The following is a 16,858-nucleotide window of genomic DNA, read 5'->3' as shown; positions in this document are numbered from 1 at the left end:
TAGTCGGTTTAGTTACTTGGGGTAGAAGATTCATATGTCTATGTCGCCTAAGCATGCCATCTTAGTTGCAGGCATGCATCGCAGTGGTACTTCAGCTTTAACACGTGTTTTCTCTCTATTAGGTGCTGATCTGCCCAAGCGTCTAGCCTCAGCCTTACCCAATAATAATGAAACAGGCTTTTGGGAGTCGGTTGATTTAATGATTGAGCATGACGCTCTCTTAGAATCAGCGGGTTCCTTCTGGAGCGATTGGACGGAGTTTAATCCAGACTGGTATGCCTCAACCGCCGCCACTAAGTATAAAAAAATTATTGGCGATATTGTCCAAGCTGATTTTGCTGATTCCTCTCTATTTGTTATTAAAGATCCGCGAATTTGTCGCTTTTTACCGTTTTGGCTAGAGTTACTGCAAGCACAAGAAATTAAACCCTGCATTATGATTCCAGTACGTAATCCGCTGGAAGTAGCGCAGTCTTTAAAAAAACGTAATGGTTTTCCGCTAGCTAAAGGAGGATTGCTCTGGTTACGTCATGTGTTAGATGCTGTTTATTATGCGCAAAATTACCCCATCGCTTTTTTAAGTTATGAGCAGCTGATGCAAGATTGGCAGGGTTTTGTTCAGTCTTTGCAACGGCAAATTGACTTAGCTTTTCCACGCCAGTCGGTCTTATCTCAACTAGAAATTGAAAATTATCTAGAAGAAGATCAAAAACATAATTCAGTAGGTTTAGAGGACCTTAAGCAGTCTACGGAATTTTCAGAGCAAATCGTCCAAGCTTATGAATGGTTACTGTTATTAGTAGCGGGAGAGAGGCGAACCGAGGCTTTACAGGGCTTATTAGCTTTACGTGCGAAGTTTAATCAGGAATCTAAGGTTTACGCGAAGGTTTTGTTATCTGAGCAGCAATGGCAGCTTAAAGAGCGTCAAAAAATGGAGGCACGCAACAAAGATTCTTTAGAGCATAAAGATTATCTGTTAATTAAACGTGATAAGCATTATGAACAACTAGCTAGCCAACTGAAAGAGCAGCATAAGCAGGAGATGGAGTTTCAATCTAATCAACTAGTTCTACAGGCTGAGCGCATGCATGAGTTGCAGTTGGCTAAGAATGCACTTAGTACTGAATTGGCTATGCTTGCTAAGGATCGAACTGCGTTAAGGAGCAAGGTCTTAAATTTAACTGAGTCTCTACAGCTTAAACCCAAGCCTTTGGTTGTAGCCAGTCCTGAACCTGAAGCTAAACAAGAGCTGCTGGAGGTTCAGCCTGAACCTAAACAAGTTATACAGACTGAACAACCTAAACCTAAATGGTTTTTCAACTTAGGTCGCCCAAAACCTGAACCTGAACCTGAACCTGAACCTGAACCTGAACCTGAACCTGAACCAACGCCAATAAACCCTGATATTGAGTTAATCGAGAGGAGTGGGCTTTTAGATCGGCCTTTTTATCTGAGCTACCCGGAGAGCGATGACGTCACGGAGTCTTTGGCAGAACATTATTATCTGACTGGAGCGAAACTGGGTTACCAGCCCAATGCGCTTTTCCACAGTACTTGGTATATCAAGCAAAACCCAGAATTGCAGGAGTCTGGTGAAAATCCTTTAGTCCATTATCTGACGAAGGGTGTCATTGAGAATCGTCAACCTCATCCCTTGTTAGATATTGCTTGGTATTTAGGCCAGTATCCCGATCTTCGCCAACTGGTCGATAGACAAGAACTTAATCCACTCTGGCATTATCTGTATCAGGGGGGGAAAGAATTAAGAAATCCCAATCCGTTGTTTTTAGCTGCTTACTATGTGGCTGAATATCCAGAGATTGTCGAGTCAGAGTTAAATCCTCTGGTTTATTATCTTAAATATGGCGATCAATGGCACATGGATCCGCATCCGCTGTTTGATAGTCGTTATTATTTAAGGCAAATTGGCGCAGATTTACCAGAGGGTATTTCAGCCCTAGAACACTATTTAACTGACCCGCATCATTGGCGTTTTGCCCCTAGTGCTTGTTTCGATAGTGCTTGGTATTTAGCTGAATACCCTGATGTTTATTTTTCAGAATTGAATCCTTTGGTTCATTATCTAAAGCATGGCCAGAAGGATGGACGTAAGCCACATCCTAAAGCGGGTGAAAAAGAGTTCATCAATCAATATAAGTTAAAATTCAGAAAAGTAGGTATTGAGTTAGTAGCACCTACTACAGTAAAGCCAGCTAAATCAGCCAGTCTCGTCAGTCCTGCTTTGCAAAGCATGTTAAAGTTTGAAGACCAGCCTTTAAGCCCGCCTAACTTCAGTTTTGCGCAAGACCAGTTAGTCATTCATTGGGTGACTTGTGATTTTGCTCAGCAAGGTGGCGGTGGCAATATGACCATTTTTCGCTTTATGCGCTGGTTTGAGTTATTGGGGCATCAACAACATATTTGGCTGCACAATCAAGTGGTACATAAAACCACGGACGACGCTTATGAAGATCTGATTCGTCACTACCAACAGTTGAGTGCTCAAATCCATTTTATGGATGAGTCTTTCCAGCAAGCGAATGGGGACATCATTATTGCCACTGATTGGGAGTCGGTCTGGCCGGTATTATCTGCTTCTAACTTTAAGCGGCGCTTTTATTTCGTGCAGGATCATGAGCCATCTTTCTTCGCTGCAGGTAGCAATAGTTTAGCCGCTGAGCTGACTTATCATGAAGACTTAGACTGTATTTGTGCAGGGCCTTGGCTAGAAAAGTTGATGCGTGAGCGTTATGGGCGTTGGGCGACGCATTTCTGGTTAGCTGCAGATCAGCAGGTTTATTATCCACCCGCAGGGCGGTTTACTAATACCGTGCCACGGATCGCGTTTTATGCCCGTACCAGCACCTCACGCCGCGCCGTAGAGTTGGGTGTGCTTGCCCTGAATCATTTAGCCGATTTAGGTTTAGCTTTCCATGTTGAGGTGTATGGCGCTGACAATAACAAAGTATGGCTAGAGCAAGTTAGCTTTGAGTATACCGATCATGGTGTGCTACCCGCTGAAGCTTTAGGCTATCTCTATCGTTCTTGCGATCTAGGCATGGTGTTTTCAGCCACTAATTACTCACTAGTTCCGCAAGAAATGATGGCCTGTGATTTGCCCGTTGTAGAATTAGATGGAGATAATACACGCACAGTCTTTCCAGTAGGTACCGTGGTTTTAGCGGCTCCTCATCCACGTATTATTGCTGAACGCCTCCAAGGGTTATTGGAAGATGTGGAGTTAAGAGCGAAAACTGCAAAATTGGGCGGGGCATGGGCTAGGCAATTTACTTGGCAAGCTACAGCGCAGGAGGTCAGTCGCTCTATTCAGCAACGCTTGCAAGAGCTTACTTATCAAGCCAAGCCACCTGCAGCACTATCTATAAAGGTTTCGATCGTGATACCGACCCTCAATGGTGGCGAGCTATTATTGAAGGTGGTAGAGCGCGTACTTGAGCAGCAAGTGCCTTGGCCGTTTGAGTTATTAATTATTGATAGCGGGTCTACAGATGGTTCGCTTGAGCTAGTACGTACTAAGCAAGTACGTCTTCACTCTATCCCCAAGACGCAGTTTAGTCATGGGGGGACGCGTAATTTAGGCGTGGAGCTAACAAGTGGGGAATATGTGGCTTTCCTGACACAGGATGCTTTGCCTGTGGATCAGTTTTGGCTATTCAATCTGGTTTCCGTGCTTGAGCATGAGCCTGCAGCGGCTGGCGCTTTTGGGAAACATTTGCCTTATCCTGAAGCTTCACCTTTTGTAAAGCGTGATTTGACAGCCCATTTTGATCAACTGGCTAAACAACCGATCTATTTAGATAAACACACTGATCCAGAGCGCTTTGCAACCGGTGAAGCGACTTGGCGGCAAGTTTTGCATTTCTATTCAGATAATAATTCTTGCTTGCGTCGTTCAGTTTGGAAACAGATACCTTATCCGGTAATTGACTATGGCGAGGATCAAGTTTGGGCAGATCAGATCATTAAAGCTGGCTTTAAAAAGGCCTATGCCTTAAATGCTCTAGTTTACCACTCACATGACTACAATGAGCAGGAGACCTTTGAGCGTAGCCAAGTCGAAGCGACTTTCTTCTATCAGCAATTTGGTTACGTTTTGTTGGCTGGTAAAGCAGCTTATATGAAAACACTAAGCGCTTTGAACAAGCAGGATACTTGGTATGCTGACTTAAATGCCATTCATCCAGCAGAGCTTAAACGGCAGTTAGCTTTAAATGAGGCGCGTTTAAAAGGCTATTTAGCCGTTGCTTTTAGCGCGTAAGTTAACGCGTTAAGGGGTTTTGAGTATGCCAATTCATCGGTACTAAACGAATACTACTCCAGTGGGCATCCATATTGGGCATGTCCTCTGCACGCGGCATATGGTAAAAGCTGACGGTCGGCCAAACTACTATGTCTTCGCCAGTAATAACTTCGTCATTCACAAATTCAGCTAAATTATCCGCACACTCGTCACCTTCGTCTAGAGTGCTGATATTGTGTGAAGCATACAACTCACAACTTTTTTCCTTGGTAACATAGAAATCATGCTTGGTAAATGGCTCAAGATCGGGTCCTTCATCACGTTGCCCAGATTGATTAAGCTGAATTTCATAACCCATTGCTTGCTGCTTAGCATTTTTTAAAGCACTCGATGTGACAAGCCAAGTGCGTGCCAGTTCTGGAGATACGTTACTAGCGGCTTCTTTAGTGAAAACAGTGGTTTGACGTGTCAGCTTGGCTGCTTGCGGCACAAAATCAATTTGCTCTACATAGTCTTTATTACCTTGACCACCTAGGTCAAAATCGAGCCGCCAAAAAAAATTATGTAAGTGGGAAACACCTACCCTGTCGTAGCCAATATTCCAACCCGGTCTTTGCATCTGATCATCAGGTAAAATACGTTGTAGAGCACCGGTTGCCCCTACTGCGAACTCCATACTGCCATCATCTGCAAAAGTCCAGCGAGGGATGTAGCTATATGAACCAATCTGCGAAACACTAAATAAGCTTAAAGCTTGACCTTGTTTAGTTTCTGAGCCAAACCGATAAGCTTCGCCACGGCTTTGGGTAGTTTGGCAAATGACAGTTTTATCATAAAAATTGAGTAATTGGCCTTTAGGGCAGTCTGCGGTCGCTAAAGGCAGCATGGAGCTGCGGCCAAATCCATAATCAGTGATGTCATGATAACGAATGCCATTATCATCATAGGGAACATGTACTTGAGCGAGCTCAGCCCGATACAAGACCAGCAGTCTTGGGCCTCTAGGTGGTGTATAAAACACATGGTGCAGGGAAATGCCAGTTAAACCACGATGCTCCCAACACATATCCCAACGTGTTTGGTTGTCTAGGGTTACATTGATGTAATAATTGTCATCGCAAAATTCTGCTGCTTCCGCGAGACATGGGCATAAACATAAGCCTAATGTGAGTATTTTTGCGAAGCTTTTAGCTTTAGACATAAAATTTTTACACTTAGAATTGATTTTGACTATGCCAGTCTCGCGGGACTAGTTGGAAACTACTCCAAATAGTCCCCAGTTTTCCATTGTCATCACTACGGGCTAGATGGTGGTAAGTTTGTCGATACCAAATTACGCTATCAGCGCTGCCGATGATTTCTGCGTTAGCTACATATTTTGCAAGGCTATTATTGTTAGCGGGACAATCACTAAGACGGTTATCCGTTGCATAACGTTCACAGGCATTATAACGACTCACGTAAATATCTTTTTTCAGCCAAGGTTCGTTCAAAGGATTAATCCGGCTGTAGTTATAATTATTAGGTACAAGGTCATAAGAAGGAATACTAATGCCTTCCAGTGGAGTATTACCATCACGAATTACCCATAGACGCTTGATTTCGGGATCTTCACTAGCCCCAAATTCCTTAGTCTGACTTCCAATACTTACTACTTTAGTTAGGCGATCCTCAGAAGGAGTGCTAGTAACTTGGAGCACTTCATCATCACTGCCTGTAGCACCTAGGTCGAAATCTAAACGCCAGCCTGCCTGTGCAGTAAAATTTTCTAAGCTTTTATCAGCAGCTTTAGTAAGCTGTCCGCTAATACCTAATGCAGGCTCAATGATGCCGTTTTCATAAAAACGCCAGCGCAAAAAGTAGGTATGCGGAGGTAGGTTATAACTAGTGACTAGTTCAAAAAAGCTGCCCTGCCGTTGATTATCGAATTTATACTGATAACCATATTCTTGAGTGCTACGACAAATAGTGTCACTGGCTAGGTGCTTAAGATTTCCGTGTGGGCAATCCGTTGAATTCAAGCTTATGCTATTTTTTCCTAAGCCCTGCTGGGTTACCACGTAGCTAGGCGTAGTGATTGTATCAGTAAGAATTTCAAGTTGAGACAGGCTGGCTTCACCCAAAATGCGTCTCAGCGTTTTATTAGGAGCTGCATAGTAGACTTGAGAAAGTACTAAACCCTCAGCAGGGCGCATCTCAGCACACATTTTCCATAGAGCACCTGAACCAAAAGTCTTAGTAATGATGTTAGCGGTTGGGCAATGTTGAGTTGGTTCGGGTGCTGCAAGAGCGGTTTGCATAGTAGCTAGCGCTAAACCAATCATTAATAAGAATTGTTTAAAAAACACTTTAAAATCCAGCAACTTGAGTGATGAGGTTAGCAGATAAATTGACAATTGGGCTAATTTCAAATACGACTGAATCATGCGTGTATAGCAAAATTTGTGCACAACGATGTAAGCCACATTGTTGTGAGGCTTTATTCAGTTGCTCAGGAAGCGTATCCGCAGTAAAGACAAAAGCTTTGGCCTCTAAGTCTTTAGGGGAGCTGAGAACTTTCTCGGTAATACGCTGATATTCATTGCTAATCAGCTCAAAGGTTTCTTTATCTGCAAAAATAAGCTTAACAGTACGCTCAATTTCGTTAGCTGTTAAAGGGAGCTGCAGGTTTTTTCGGCGCACTGAAGAGAGAATTTTGTTAGTAATGGGATCAATGCGGTAAATAATAGTTTCGTCCGTTTTGTAATCGTAAACGAAAGCATTAGCACGACGCACACCTGATTTTTTGTCTTCAGAGCGATCTCGCTCAATTAATAGTAATTCATAAGAATTAGTGCCATTGACACCTTCGGCTTGCCTTTTTAAGGCAGGTAAAGAGGATTCGATGAGCGCTGTGGTGTTCGCTTGTTCATTCAGGCTTAGAGGGTCTTGACTGCCTGCGTAGGTATTAGCTGTAAGGACTAAGACGCTTATAAAAACTAGTTTTGCTTTCCACCAACGCATTAATTTATATCTACAGATCATCGTATTGCACTCGCTAAGGGATTGCTATTGTGCCAATCAAAAGGTTTAAGACGAATACCACTCCAATGAACATTCATGTTGGGGGCGTCTTCCGCCCGAGGAATATGATAAAAAGTTGTAGTAGGCCAGACTATTATATCGTCTTCCAATGACTCATCATTGATATAAGTCGATAAGTCTTTTGCACAATAGTCAGCGCCTCCATTGTGCGAAGCAAAACGCTCACAGTCTTTAGCTTTAGTAAAATAAATATCATATTTAGTGAAAGCCTCTTCATCTGGACCAACGTCACGTTGTCCCGCTTGATACAACTGAATTTCATAAGCAATGGGTGAGTTGGCTTTATTGCGTAAGTTTTTATCGGTCACTATCCAAGTACGCATAGTCTGTGGATTTACATCCCTACCAGCTTCTAACAGAATAGGTTCATATTTAGTCTTTAAACCACCGTCATCACGGACAAAGTTAATTTCTTCAATCACATCATTGGCACCGTTGCCGGCTAAATCAAAGTCTAAGCGCCAAAAGAAATTGTGTAAGTGCGATACACCAATTTTATCAGGAGCAATCGGCCACCCTTGAGTGCTTTGACTACCTGTGGTGAAGCGTTGTAAAGCCCCTGTTGCACCTACCGAAAGTTCTATAGTGCCATTATCAAAGAACTCCCAGCGTGGTACATAATTATATGAGCCTATTTGGGAGATGCTAAATAAGCTAAGTTTGTAGCCTTGTGCACTTTTCTCTTGATATCTGAATGCTTCACCACGTGAAAGAACTTGCTGACAGATAACCGGCTTGCCGGCATAACTAATTAACTGGCCATTAGGGCACTCTTTTTCATTCAACCCCAATAAGTTTCCGTCACCAAAACCGTAATCACTAATATCATGGTAACGAGCGCCATTATCGTCGTAAGGTACATGAACTTGAGCGAGTTCTGCCCGATAAAGAATATCCTGCGTAGTTCCGTTTTTAGCTTGGTAAGCAATGTGGTGAAAGCTAATACCATTTTGCAAGCTATGCTCCCAACATAAAGTCCAGCGTCCTCCATTAGGTAATGAGGTATCAATAGTATAGGCAGCACTGCAAGCTTCATCGGCAATAACAGAATTGCTTACATAAACTGCTGAGCACATAAGTAAACTAGCTAGTAATTTTTTTGATCTTAGGGATTGCATAACTATTCAATAATTACCTTACAAAGGATTGTGTGCTGTCCAATCACGGGGCACTAATTGAAAACTGACCCAATCGGTACTCATATAATCACTGTCATCACTGCGAGGTAAGTAATGGTAACCTTGTTTATACCAAACAACTAAGTCCGACTTATCAATATTTTCTTTATTTTCAATATATTGAAGTACGTTCCTTGCACAGTTATTGGTTGTTTTATTATCAGAGGCATACTGTTCACAAGCTTTATAGCGAGTGAAGTACATATCACTTTTTAACCAGGGACGGCCTCGAAAACCGCCAAGACTTTGGTAATAGTTAGAGGGTATTATTTCGTAAGAGATTGTTTGCCCAGAGTCATTCGTTTCGTCCCCATCCTTGATGCGCCAACTTGTTTTTAGCTCAGGATTTAGATTGCGTGAGGTTTCTTGTTGTAAGATTTCTGTTTTCAAAGACTTGTGACGCCTACTTTGACTCGGTGTACTCGTAATTTCCTCTGCTATATCGTTGTTGGGGCTTCTACCTAAATCAAAGTCAAGCCGCCAACCTAAGTAGCTACTAAAACCTATAGCTGACTGATTGCTCTCATTAATAACCCGCCCAAAACCCAAATGAGCTTCACTGAAGCGTGGCAGCTTGCCACTAAAACCTAAAGCTGGTTCAATAATTCCATTTTCATAGAAACGCCAACGTTGGGTATAGGTCTGCAAGGATGTCGCTTGGCTGATACTAAAGACTTCAAAGAAACTAGCTTGGCGATAAGCTTGGTATGCGTATTTATAGAGCAATTCACCTGCTTGACTGCGCGTGCAGATAACATTCCTTCCATTTGAGTCAGGATAAAGTTGCCCATTGGGACAGTCTTTATCAGTAAGGCTTAAAAGTTTATCAGCACCTAATCCCTCTCTAGTAACCATGAAGGCTGATGGACTTTTGTTGTCATCAAAAACTGTTTCCAGTTGTGCAAGGTTAGCTTGACCCAACACGCGGCGCTCTGAGTGGAGGGTAGTAAGTTTCAGTTGCTTAAGTACTAAGCCAGCTTGTCGGTCTAGATCAAGGCACATAGACCAAGCAATACCAGAACTAAAATGGGTCTTTATTGCATTGCCATTACAGGCAGGTGATGGGTTCGGAGCTGCATAAAGGTTAGTAGAGCAACAAAGTACTATTAATAAGGGTAAAAATTTTTTAGTTAAAAAAATCATGTAATGTAGGGTCTCGCAAACATACTTATCAGTTGATTGTTATCTTTTCTTCTTTATGTATAGTAAAAATTTACTAGTTTGTTCTGAGCTATATTCAGCCAAAAGCTAGTGTTGTAAGCTTAAAGCTACTATCTTCTTAGATACGGATAGAAATTAACAACAAAAAGTACTAGTGGTAGATTTACGACACTAGGCATTGCAAACTTACGACAGCAGCTATACAATCGCGCTGTACTTATTGGATGGTCAGCCAGTGTAGTTGGCCTCGGCTGGTTCTCCACTAGGGCTGGTGATAAGTAAAAAGTAAACAATGCTTGGTAAACTAAATTTATTTGCGCTATGCTTGAGTGCTGTAAGATGGTTTAATGCTTGCCACCGGTCAGGGGGTTGGTGTTCCAGCTTGTGATAAACTTAGATAAACTTAACTGATTAAGTGAGGTTGCAATGAAAAATCTGTTGAAAAAAAGCGCAGTCGCAACGGCAGTTGCTGGTTCGCTGATGATTTCTAGTGTAGCGAGTGCTGATTCTGTTTTAGCGCCATTGGTTATTGGTGTTCAAGATGGGGCTCAGACTTATTTCTCTATTAAAGTACGCGGCTCAGGTAAAGCAGATGCTCGTTGGGGCACTAGCTCAGATCTGCATTATAACTGGTATCAAAAAGGTACATCAGTTGCCGATTTATATGATTTAAATAAAACTTGTGAAATTTCTGATAACAAAGGTACTGTATCTCCATGGGATATGGTATTCCAACGTGCAGTAGACAATGACAAAAATGCTTTAAATTTGCTTAGCTCTGATAAAAGCATACCGAACGGTTATACAAATAGTAACTTCGTTGGTTTCGCTATTATTGGTGATAGTGCAAATGCAAACACAGATCCAGCGGTTAAAAATTTAGCTAATGAAGGCGAAATTTCCGGCTTTGGCTATGTAGTAGATGCAGCTAATAGTTTTGTGCTTGATTACAAATTATTAAATAATCACCGCTCAAAAGTTGAAACTGATTTTAGCGCTGGTTTTATCTCTAAAAAATCCATTGATTATTCTTGGATGCCTGTAAATATTGCAACTACTGAGTGGTTATCAGTTGTGACATCAGAATCTATGACTAAGCAAGAGTCTGGTGCTGGCGTCTATGATGCAACAGTATATATTTCTCAAGACCAAGTAGCAGGTAGTGTGTCTCCGCGAGATCCATTTGGACAGTCGGGTGTTTACAATAATGATGAAGTTGTAACTAGCGGTACCAAAGTATTTAAAGTGACTTGTATGGGGGCTTATGGCCGTGGTACATTCTTGAATGGTCTGCAGGCTTCCGATACAGTTAACGGTGGTTGGAAGCGTATGAGCATTCAAAATGCCTCAACCACAGGTAGTGGTGCAACAACACGTTATGTAGCCAGTGGTGCAATTACTTACAAAGCTGAGTTAGTTGACTTCGCTCCAACTACCCGCGGTGGTGCTGTCGTTCCTGAACAGTTAGTATCAGGTGCTTTTGCTGCACCGGGTGGTGTGTTTGGTGTGAATACTGCTGCAGCTCTTGATGGTTTAATTGAGAGAAGTATTAGTGACAATGGGTTTGATGTATCTGCGCCTTCTCCTATTAATAATCGTGGTGTAGTTTCATTCCAAGTTGAAACCAGTGGTCATTTGAGCAGTACTCCAGAGCCACATCCAAATCGTCCTTATTAATCCTTAAAAGATTAGTAGGTAAGTTAACAAAAAGGTGGGTTTCCCACCTTTTTGCTTTTATGTAGATACGGTTTCGATAGAGTAATAAATTTCATGAAAAACGTGTTGTTACTTTTAGTACTGTTTTGCAGTATATTAATAAGTGCTTGCCAAGATAGTACAAATGAAAAGCAGCCAATTGAAAAGGTTCAGTTATTATTGCCACAAGCAGGCTTTTTAATGAACCCTACTGCTACAGTAATAGATAATAAGTTAGTTTTATTGTTAGGTGAAAAACGTGGTGTCGTCTTCTATGAGGTTGGCAAGGAACAAATCCTTTCTGAAGATCAGTCTAGCAAACAATGGTTACATTATGATGGCAAGACTTTATATGCTATTTGGTGGGCTGTTGATGCACAAAAATCTAAAACCCTAAAAGTTAGAACATCAAACGATGGTGGTGTAACTTTTTCACCAGCATCTACTATTAATACCGAAGCAGGCGTACTCGCTGATATTTCTTTTGCTTCTAATGGTAAAGGAGCGATAGCAATTGCTTATACAGATGAACGTCGTCCAGGTTATGGAGTGTATCTTAATTATTCAACAGATAGCGGTAAAACTTGGGCGTCACAAGATTCACGTATAGATACTCCTATAGTTACTGAGGCAATGAAAGTCCAAAATAACCAAGAGCCTGCAACATTTGCTAACTCTCCTAAGTTAAGCTACCTAGGAGGTAAACTAATTGTAATATGGCAACAACTTGATATGACAGAGATGGGGCAAAGTATGTTGCGCATTGCCTCGAAATCATCGAGTGATTATGGTAAGACATGGGGAACAGAAAGTAATCTTTTCACTGCACCTAATATGCAACCAGTAGAGTTAACGACATTCAGTGATGCAAATGAAATATATGTATTCGCTATGCTCACTGGGCAGGATAAAAAAGGATTTTTTGGTTTTTATAATACTACGTCCTCGGCTGATCAATGGATTGAAGTCAATCCTGCAATCTTAGGGGTAGATTTCTCAAAACAATTATTTAGTTGGATTAAAGGAACGTTTAGTGGCGATAATCTGGTTTTAGCTTTTATTTCTGAGCCTAATGAGGGTGGAAGCGGAAAGCCGCATGCAGCTACTGCTACTTTATCTACAAAAACACATCAGTGGTTAGGAGCTATTAAATTATTAGATGCAGATAAAGGGCATGATTTAAGTAAGTCAACCTATCCAAGTATAATAAATACTGGTAAAGAACTTCTATTGGTATGGGAGGATTATCGTTCAATTGTTCCTAGTTTGTACGCAAGTGTGAGCAAAGATCATGGGCAGACTTGGCTACCCACCTCTTTTCCTTTGACTACTCCTGGTTTATCAGTGGCAAAAGATCCAAAGTTATACCTAGGTAAAGATAAACTATGGCTGACTTATTTTATGGTGGAGCTAAATGGTAAAAACCCAAGTGGTACTCGAGTTTATCAAGAGTTAATTAAGGATTCTAATGAGCAATTTCTTTTACCGGAGATTAAGTCAAAGTTGCCTGATCCTGATAAGCTTAAAGCTCGTTTGATTGAGCGGGTAAATAAGTTCTGGGCGTTGCGCGAAGAGCGTAAATGGGAGGAAACTTGGAATTATATGGAGCCAGTCTATCGTGAGCGCTTTGATAAAGCTCAATGGTTAGCTCAACAAGGTAAACTAAGCTTTTCAAAAGCGGTAGTTGATGAGTCTACCATTGATATAAAGAGTAATTTTGCTGTACTGGATGCAAATGTTGAAGTCAGTGTTAACCAGCAAGTTAGTAAAGAGGGTTTGCTAGAAAGTGCTCCACCTAATCAACAAAAAGTTGAGATGAAGTGGGGTTGGTTCTACGATGACTGGTATTTTATGCCGGATATTATCTTTGGTAATCATTTAGAATATTAATCATACTGAGGGAGCTTTGCTCCCTTCTTTTTTGCTAGTTACCATGTCTTTTAATTTTCTCAGAAAAAGCCTAAAGAAAAAAATAGTATTATTTCACCGTGACTATCTGCGTTTTCAAGGTGGGCATTTAAAAGTTTTTCATTATTTTTCGCATCTACAAGCAACAGATATTTATCAAGCAAAAATTTATTTTACCACATCGTCTGTTCGGAATAACAGCAATCCATGGCAAAAGATTAAGTCGCTAGACGCTTGGCGACCAGAAACTGCGGATATTTTATTTCTTGCTGGTTTAGATTGGGGGGCAGTATTAAATCGCTCTGCTTATCTTGCAAAGAAAGATAAAATTCCAGTGATTAACTTAATTCAAGGTTTAAGCCATGCTGATCCTAAGGATCTTAAATTCAATTTCTTAAGAGAAAAGGCTATTCGGATTTGTGTCAGCCAGCAAGTAGCTGATGCTATTCAAGCGACTGGGCAAGTTAATGGGCCAGTGTTTACGATTCCGAATGGCATTGATTTAAGTTCATTGCCTCAAGTACTCGATGATGCTAAAAAAAATATAGATCTATTAATTGTAGCCATTAAAAAGCCTCAATTAGGTTTAGATTTAGAGCAGCAACTTAAAAATAAGTATGTTACGATTAAAACTATTAGCAACTTAATACCTAGGGCTGAGTTTCTGAGCCTGTTGAATCGAGCTAAGCAGGTTCTATGTCTCCCTCATATAGCTGAAGGTTTCTATTTACCCGCCTTGGAAGCGATGGCTTTAGGTGCAATAGTCATTTGCCCCGATTGTATAGGGAATCGCTCTTTTTGCTTAGATCAGCATACTTGTTTGCTTCCGAATTATGAAACTACGGATATTTTGCAGACTGTGAATAGAGCTAATGCTTTGACTGAGCAGCAGCGGCAGATGATCATAAAAAATGCTAAGCAGCAAATACAGATACACAGCTTAGAGCAGGAGGCGCAGCAATTTCTTGCTATAATGCGTGATCTTCCTTCACTTTGGTAGGTTTATGCAGTTTGTTACCGCTCAACAACAGGTAATTCTAACCGGACTTCCACGTTCTGGTACCACTTTGACATGTCATTTGCTTAATAAATTATCTGATTGCGTGGCCTTGCATGAGCCTTTGGTTCCCTTGGATCTGATTGCTTATAAACAGGGCGATTTAATCTCAGTGATTGCTGATTATTTCACTGCTCAGCGCTTGCAGATTTTGCAAACAGGTACTGCAGTCAGCAAAAGTTTTGGTGGGCAAGTACCTGATAACCCCATGGCTGGCGTAGATCCCAATACTGGCAAGCGTATTCGAGTTTTAGATGGACGACTGGTACAGACTAATAAAAAACTATCAAATGATTTTTATTTGGCGATCAAACAACCCGCTTTTTTTACGGCTATCCTAAAAGATTTAGTAGCATCAGGCTTATTCAATTGTTTTGCTGTGGTAAGAAACCCGTTAGCTGTTTTGTTATCTTGGAATAGTGTTGATATGCCAGTTTCGCAGGGTAGAGTCCCAGCAGCCGAAGCTTTTTCGCCTGAATTGAAGCAGCAGCTAGATTATATACCCGATGTATATGACCGGCAGATTTTTCTATTAGATTGGTTTTTTCAACAGTACTTAACTTATTTACCGGCTAAGCAGATCATATTTTATGAGTCTATAATTCAAACAGCAGGAAAGTCCTTGGCAGCCATTAATCCATTGGCTAATGAAATAGTAGAAGTATTGCATTCAAAAAACAATAATCAATTATATAATAATGATTTAAAAAAAATACTACTAGAAAAACTTCTGAGTAAAACTAAAGGAGCTTTTTGGAGTTTTTATACGAGAGAATCTACTTTGCTATTGACAGTATTATGAGTTGGGATCATGTACTAATCGGACTAGGTAATAATCATGTTTGTAACTCATTCTGTTTTCTCCATATGTGAAACTAACAGTCCAAGCATAATCATTAGCATCTATGTAGGGAGTAGATGACCAGTAAATGCCAGCCAAAGATGATGGAAATATAGTTATATTAATTGCGGGAGCATAACATGTGTTTTCAATAATAGATGATAACTCTTTAATATTTGGTATTCGCCAGTTAGTTACACCAGCAAAGCCACCACTAGAATTTATTCTATTAGCAAGTTCTAGTGCTTCTCTCCAAGTAAACATAGGGGTAGTATCTGTCTCATACTTACAAGTGTTATTATTGAACCATATTTGTCCTTCGGTACATTTCTTCCATGTTAATTTTGTTTTCAAGTCAGTTATAGTTCCATTTAAATTATCTTGAAAATTTGCTATTGGTGTTGTCTGCAAAGCTCCATTGCAAGTTTGGTTAGATTCAGCAGCTAATGTATATGCAGATAAAGTTAAAATCAAAGAGAAAAGAATGTAGCTAAAAATTTTCATTGTATTACTCAAATTAATTTAATCATGTACCAATCGGACTAAATGATTCATATGTTTGTATGATGGGCTTCCTCCTCCGTGATGAAAGCTAATTACCCAAACATGTTGGTTTCTGTAAGCATATGGCACAGATGTCCAATAATAGCTATCTATTGTATTAGGGAAAAAGTTAATATCAATCCTTGGTGATGCTTGATAATCAACTAGTGAGTTCAATTCTTCACGAGTAGGTAGGCGCCAATTATTGGCACCACAATAGGTTGCTTGATTCACTCGATTAACAAAAGCTTTGGTGTTGCAGTAGCTAGCATTATTACCCATAGAAAAGCCCGAGCAGGTTTGATCATTGCGGGATGTATCGTAGTCAGTAGCTTTTTCATAGCCTGGTAAGCCACCGTTACCTAGGCGTGGGTCAGATTCATACCAAACATAGGTATCGTCTTTATCATGTAAACCACCATCATCAGTTTTCAACTCCCAAACTAAACCTGTAACATTGTCTTTGACACAACTCCACTGACTAACGGAGCTAGATAAAGCTAAGCCTGCCGCATCTAGTTTGGTAAAGCTAAAGCCTTTGCGTCCGTCTTCATCATTAGGAAAATTAATATCTCGACCTGATACGCCATCTTGATTAGTCGGTACCGGATCACCATTGCTATCGGTTAATAGTTGGCAAACAACATCATTATTGCTAATACCACTATGACCTCTGGAGTAGTCACCACAACTGGTAACACCAGTATCATTAATTTTGGTAATACTTTCTGGCGGTGGAACAATTGGCTTAGGTTTCACCGTAATAATCACTCGATCAGTGGCTTTCGCCTGTTTGGGATCAAATGCAGTGAATGCAAGTTGGATTTGTATAAGTCTGGTTGTATCCGGTGCAGTAAAGCTTGGATTTAATGTATTGGCATTAGTAATATTTACACTAGAAATTTTCTTGCTTGGGTAGATCCATGAGTAAAGGAGAGTTTGGTTTTCTGGGTCACTCGCTTTACCAGCTAAGCTCACTAAATCGCCTGCATAGACGGTTTGATCCATCCCTGCATCAACTATAGGTTTTGCATTCTTAGCTGCTTGTACAGTAGAAAAGCTGCATAAGCCAACAGTAATTAAAGTTAATACCATTTGCTTGAAGCTAGTTTTGAGTGTTTTATTCATAC

12 protein-coding genes are annotated in these 16,858 nt (G+C 40.8%); 5 read left to right on the top strand and 7 right to left on the bottom strand.

From position 1 onward, the window contains the following. The first annotated feature begins 34 nt into the window (after positions 1–34). Positions 35–4,279 carry a glycosyltransferase gene (locus Q0307_RS15240; protein ID WP_298661682.1) on the top strand — a complete coding sequence of 1,415 codons (4,245 nt, stop codon included), beginning with the start codon at positions 35–37 and terminating at the stop codon, positions 4,277–4,279. Between the two features lies 1 nt (position 4,280). Here Q0307_RS15240 and Q0307_RS15235 read toward each other — a convergent pair whose 3' ends face one another. The 5 genes from Q0307_RS15235 to Q0307_RS15215 are packed head-to-tail and all read right to left on the bottom strand — an operon-like array spanning position 4,281 to position 9,666. Continuing rightward, the gene (locus Q0307_RS15235; RefSeq protein ID WP_298661680.1) at positions 4,281–5,462 is read right to left on the bottom strand and encodes a hypothetical protein; all 1,182 of its coding nucleotides are present in this window, start codon (positions 5,460–5,462) and stop codon (positions 4,281–4,283) included. A gap of 13 nt (positions 5,463–5,475) precedes the next feature. Then, entirely contained in the window at positions 5,476–6,609 is a 1,134-nt protein-coding gene (locus Q0307_RS15230) for a hypothetical protein (protein WP_298661678.1), read from the bottom strand. A gap of 1 nt (position 6,610) precedes the next feature. Continuing rightward, a complete protein-coding gene (locus Q0307_RS15225; RefSeq protein ID WP_298661677.1) occupies positions 6,611–7,264 on the bottom strand; it encodes a hypothetical protein in 654 nt (217 codons plus the stop codon). Between the two features lie 17 nt (positions 7,265–7,281). Next, positions 7,282–8,421: a hypothetical protein gene (locus Q0307_RS15220; RefSeq protein WP_298661676.1), complete on the bottom strand. Its 1,140-nt coding sequence runs from the start codon at positions 8,419–8,421 to the stop codon at positions 7,282–7,284. A gap of 60 nt (positions 8,422–8,481) precedes the next feature. Then, positions 8,482–9,666: a hypothetical protein gene (locus tag Q0307_RS15215; RefSeq protein ID WP_298661675.1), complete on the bottom strand. Its 1,185-nt coding sequence runs from the start codon at positions 9,664–9,666 to the stop codon at positions 8,482–8,484. A gap of 444 nt (positions 9,667–10,110) precedes the next feature. Between Q0307_RS15215 and Q0307_RS15210 the strand changes: the two genes are divergently transcribed. The 4 genes from Q0307_RS15210 (at position 10,111) to Q0307_RS15195 (ending at position 15,146) form a co-directional block, all read left to right on the top strand. Beyond that, the gene (locus Q0307_RS15210; protein ID WP_298661674.1) at positions 10,111–11,361 is read left to right on the top strand and encodes a hypothetical protein; all 1,251 of its coding nucleotides are present in this window, start codon (positions 10,111–10,113) and stop codon (positions 11,359–11,361) included. A 93-nt stretch (positions 11,362–11,454) separates the two neighbouring features. Next, positions 11,455–13,269, top strand: a complete 1,815-nt coding sequence (locus Q0307_RS15205; RefSeq protein ID WP_298661673.1) for a sialidase family protein — start codon at positions 11,455–11,457, stop codon at positions 13,267–13,269. 43 nt (positions 13,270–13,312) lie between these two features. Continuing rightward, a complete protein-coding gene (locus tag Q0307_RS15200; protein ID WP_298661672.1) occupies positions 13,313–14,287 on the top strand; it encodes a glycosyltransferase family 4 protein in 975 nt (324 codons plus the stop codon). A 4-nt stretch (positions 14,288–14,291) separates the two neighbouring features. After that, positions 14,292–15,146, top strand: coding sequence for a hypothetical protein (locus Q0307_RS15195; protein ID WP_298661670.1), 855 nt, complete (start codon positions 14,292–14,294; stop codon positions 15,144–15,146). Here Q0307_RS15195 and Q0307_RS15190 read toward each other — a convergent pair. After that, entirely contained in the window at positions 15,141–15,689 is a 549-nt protein-coding gene (locus tag Q0307_RS15190; RefSeq protein ID WP_298661669.1) for a DUF1566 domain-containing protein, read from the bottom strand. The genes Q0307_RS15195 and Q0307_RS15190 overlap by 6 nt on opposite strands. 18 nt (positions 15,690–15,707) lie before the next feature. Further along, positions 15,708–16,856: a DUF1566 domain-containing protein gene (locus Q0307_RS15185; protein ID WP_298661668.1), complete on the bottom strand. Its 1,149-nt coding sequence runs from the start codon at positions 16,854–16,856 to the stop codon at positions 15,708–15,710. Between the last annotated feature and the right edge of the window lie 2 nt (positions 16,857–16,858).

The organism is uncultured Thiothrix sp., from assembly GCF_937873765.1.
Lineage (GTDB): Bacteria > Pseudomonadota > Gammaproteobacteria > Thiotrichales > Thiotrichaceae > Thiolinea.
The sequence above is the reverse complement of the archived record's forward strand: the minus strand, read 5'-3'. Positions and strand labels throughout refer to the sequence as shown.

Excerpts from the sequence above, each read along its gene's own strand:
- Q0307_RS15240 (WP_298661682.1), top strand. The coding sequence starts at position 35 with ATGTCTATGTCGCCTAAGCATGCCATCTTAGTTGCAGGCATGCATCGC.
- Q0307_RS15235 (WP_298661680.1), bottom strand. The coding sequence starts at position 5,462 with ATGTCTAAAGCTAAAAGCTTCGCAAAAATACTCACATTAGGCTTATGT.
- Q0307_RS15225 (WP_298661677.1), bottom strand. The coding sequence starts at position 7,264 with ATGCGTTGGTGGAAAGCAAAACTAGTTTTTATAAGCGTCTTAGTCCTT.
- Q0307_RS15220 (WP_298661676.1), bottom strand. The coding sequence starts at position 8,421 with ATGTGCTCAGCAGTTTATGTAAGCAATTCTGTTATTGCCGATGAAGCT.
- Q0307_RS15215 (WP_298661675.1), bottom strand. The coding sequence starts at position 9,666 with ATGATTTTTTTAACTAAAAAATTTTTACCCTTATTAATAGTACTTTGT.
- Q0307_RS15210 (WP_298661674.1), top strand. The coding sequence starts at position 10,111 with ATGAAAAATCTGTTGAAAAAAAGCGCAGTCGCAACGGCAGTTGCTGGT.
- Q0307_RS15205 (WP_298661673.1), top strand. The coding sequence starts at position 11,455 with ATGAAAAACGTGTTGTTACTTTTAGTACTGTTTTGCAGTATATTAATA.
- Q0307_RS15200 (WP_298661672.1), top strand. The coding sequence starts at position 13,313 with ATGTCTTTTAATTTTCTCAGAAAAAGCCTAAAGAAAAAAATAGTATTA.
- Q0307_RS15195 (WP_298661670.1), top strand. The coding sequence starts at position 14,292 with ATGCAGTTTGTTACCGCTCAACAACAGGTAATTCTAACCGGACTTCCA.
- Q0307_RS15190 (WP_298661669.1), bottom strand. The coding sequence starts at position 15,689 with ATGAAAATTTTTAGCTACATTCTTTTCTCTTTGATTTTAACTTTATCT.
- Q0307_RS15185 (WP_298661668.1), bottom strand. The coding sequence starts at position 16,856 with ATGAATAAAACACTCAAAACTAGCTTCAAGCAAATGGTATTAACTTTA.